The 2500-nt window shown below is 55.6% G+C and carries 2 tRNA genes and 2 rRNA genes (1 of these 4 cut by a window edge); all 4 read right to left on the bottom strand.

Annotation, left to right across the window (positions count from 1 at the left end):
• Window positions 1–238, bottom strand: a 23S ribosomal RNA gene (locus tag KBI52_RS02300) (it extends 2571 nt beyond the left edge of the window).
• A gap of 256 nt (window positions 239–494) precedes the next feature.
• Window positions 495–570 (bottom strand) — tRNA-Ala (locus tag KBI52_RS02295).
• Window positions 571–582: 12 nt separating this feature from the next.
• A tRNA-Ile gene (locus tag KBI52_RS02290) sits at window positions 583–659 on the bottom strand.
• A 167-nt stretch (window positions 660–826) separates the two neighbouring features.
• Window positions 827–2313, bottom strand: a 16S ribosomal RNA gene (locus tag KBI52_RS02285).
• The 16S and 23S rRNA genes sit together here with 2 tRNA genes alongside, the layout of an rRNA operon.
• Window positions 2314–2500 lie beyond the last annotated feature (187 nt).

Below are 2500 nucleotides of genomic sequence, written 5' to 3'. Positions count from 1 at the left end.
CGGGTTCGCCTTAAACCCCTATGTATTCAGGGCCTAATCCCTTCATCTGATCCTCCGTCTTGCAACAGCACTGTTTCCAATGACGTCACAAGACAAAGGATCGAAGGGGGGTTTCCCCATTCGGAGATTCCTGGATCAAAGCTCGTTCGCAGCTCCCCAAGACTTATCGCAGCGTACCACGTCCTTCATCGCCTCTCAGCGCCAAGGCATCCACCAGATGCTCTTACGACACTTGATTACTCTCATGATCAATGTCCGCTCGGCAAAGACCGGACATGACCTTCAAGAAAGACCTGTCTTCAACGCGTCACACGTTGAAGACGATTTTTGCTTGCCAAGCATATCCGACGCACACGGCTGCGGGCCGTGGCTGGTTCGCGGAACTAGGTCGTCCGCTGGTCGAATATGCCGCCTCTTTACGATTTCAAACATCCGCGCTCACCCGCAAAGCAGGGGAGGCGAATTCCTTTGACATCCGGATACCCATAAAAAAATGGTGGAGCCTGTCGGGATCGAACCGACGACCTGAAGCTTGCAAAGCTACCGCTCTCCCAGCTGAGCTAAGGCCCCGTCAAGATAAGATGGTGGGCCTGGGACGACTCGAACGTCCGACCTCACCCTTATCAGGGGTGCGCTCTAACCACCTGAGCTACAGGCCCCAATCGAAGCGCGAGCCTCGACCGATGTATCCGGAATTGAGAAGAGAAGCGAAGACGGCAGCGTCCCGCATAGCAGGGTCTGACTGACCCTATTGTTCCAAGTGTTCCGATATGAGCGACAGCCTGTTCGAGACGAACAGATGCCCCCAGTAAGAGAACATCCTTAGAAAGGAGGTGATCCAGCCGCAGGTTCCCCTACGGCTACCTTGTTACGACTTCACCCCAGTCGCTGACCCTACCGTGGTCGCCTGCCCCCTTGCGGTTGGCGCAGCGCCGTCGGGTAAGACCAACTCCCATGGTGTGACGGGCGGTGTGTACAAGGCCCGGGAACGTATTCACCGTGGCGTTCTGATCCACGATTACTAGCGATTCCGCCTTCATGCACTCGAGTTGCAGAGTGCAATCTGAACTGAGACGGCTTTTAAGGATTAGCTCCCCCTCGCGGGTTCGCTGCCCTTTGTCACCGCCATTGTAGCACGTGTGTAGCCCAGCCCGTAAGGGCCATGAGGACTTGACGTCATCCCCACCTTCCTCTCGGCTTATCACCGGCAGTCCCCTTAGAGTGCCCAACTGAATGATGGCAACTAAGGGCGAGGGTTGCGCTCGTTGCGGGACTTAACCCAACATCTCACGACACGAGCTGACGACAGCCATGCAGCACCTGTGTTCCCGCCAGCCGAACTGAAGAACCCTGTCTCCAGGATCCATACGGGACATGTCAAAGGCTGGTAAGGTTCTGCGCGTTGCTTCGAATTAAACCACATGCTCCACCGCTTGTGCGGGCCCCCGTCAATTCCTTTGAGTTTTAATCTTGCGACCGTACTCCCCAGGCGGAATGCTTAAAGCGTTAGCTGCGCCACTGACGAGCAAGCTCGCCAACGGCTGGCATTCATCGTTTACGGCGTGGACTACCAGGGTATCTAATCCTGTTTGCTCCCCACGCTTTCGCGCCTCAGCGTCAGAACCGGACCAGTCAGCCGCCTTCGCCACTGGTGTTCTTGCGAATATCTACGAATTTCACCTCTACACTCGCAGTTCCACTAACCTCTTCCGGTCTCAAGCCATGCAGTATCGAAGGCAATTCTGTGGTTGAGCCACAGGCTTTCACCCCCGACTTACAAAGCCGCCTACGCGCCCTTTACGCCCAGTGATTCCGAACAACGCTAGCCCCCTTCGTATTACCGCGGCTGCTGGCACGAAGTTAGCCGGGGCTTCTTCTGCGGGTACCGTCATTATCGTCCCCACTGAAAGAGCTTTACAACCCTAAGGCCTTCATCACTCACGCGGCATGGCTGGATCAGGCTTGCGCCCATTGTCCAATATTCCCCACTGCTGCCTCCCGTAGGAGTTTGGGCCGTGTCTCAGTCCCAATGTGGCTGATCATCCTCTCAGACCAGCTACTGATCGTCGCCTTGGTGAGCCATTACCTCACCAACTAGCTAATCAGACGCGGGCCGATCCTTCAGCGATAAATCTTTCTGCTCTCGCACGTATCCGGTATTAGCCCAAGTTTCCCTGGGTTATTCCGAACTGAAGGGCACGTTCCCACGCGTTACTCACCCGTCTGCCACTCACCCCGAAGGATGCGTTCGACTTGCATGTGTTAAGCCTGCCGCCAGCGTTCGTTCTGAGCCAGGATCAAACTCTCAAGTTGAAGAATTTGATCTCGACTATGTCACTACGCAAATTGACAGAGCACCTCCATCTCCAGCGTTGCCACTGAAGCGGTGTACTCACCAAAGCATAGATCAGGTCGATGTTCATTCCATCCGGCCCCAAAGGACCGGCGCAAGGACACCGCCGCCTACGCTTCTCTTCCCTCTCAACAATGTCAAAGAGCA

It is taken from the genome of Microvirga sp. HBU67558 (genome assembly GCF_018069605.1).
Classification (GTDB): domain Bacteria; phylum Pseudomonadota; class Alphaproteobacteria; order Rhizobiales; family Beijerinckiaceae; genus Microvirga; species Microvirga terrae.
Note: the sequence above shows the minus strand (reverse complement) of the source record. Positions and strands in the feature narration are given on the sequence as shown.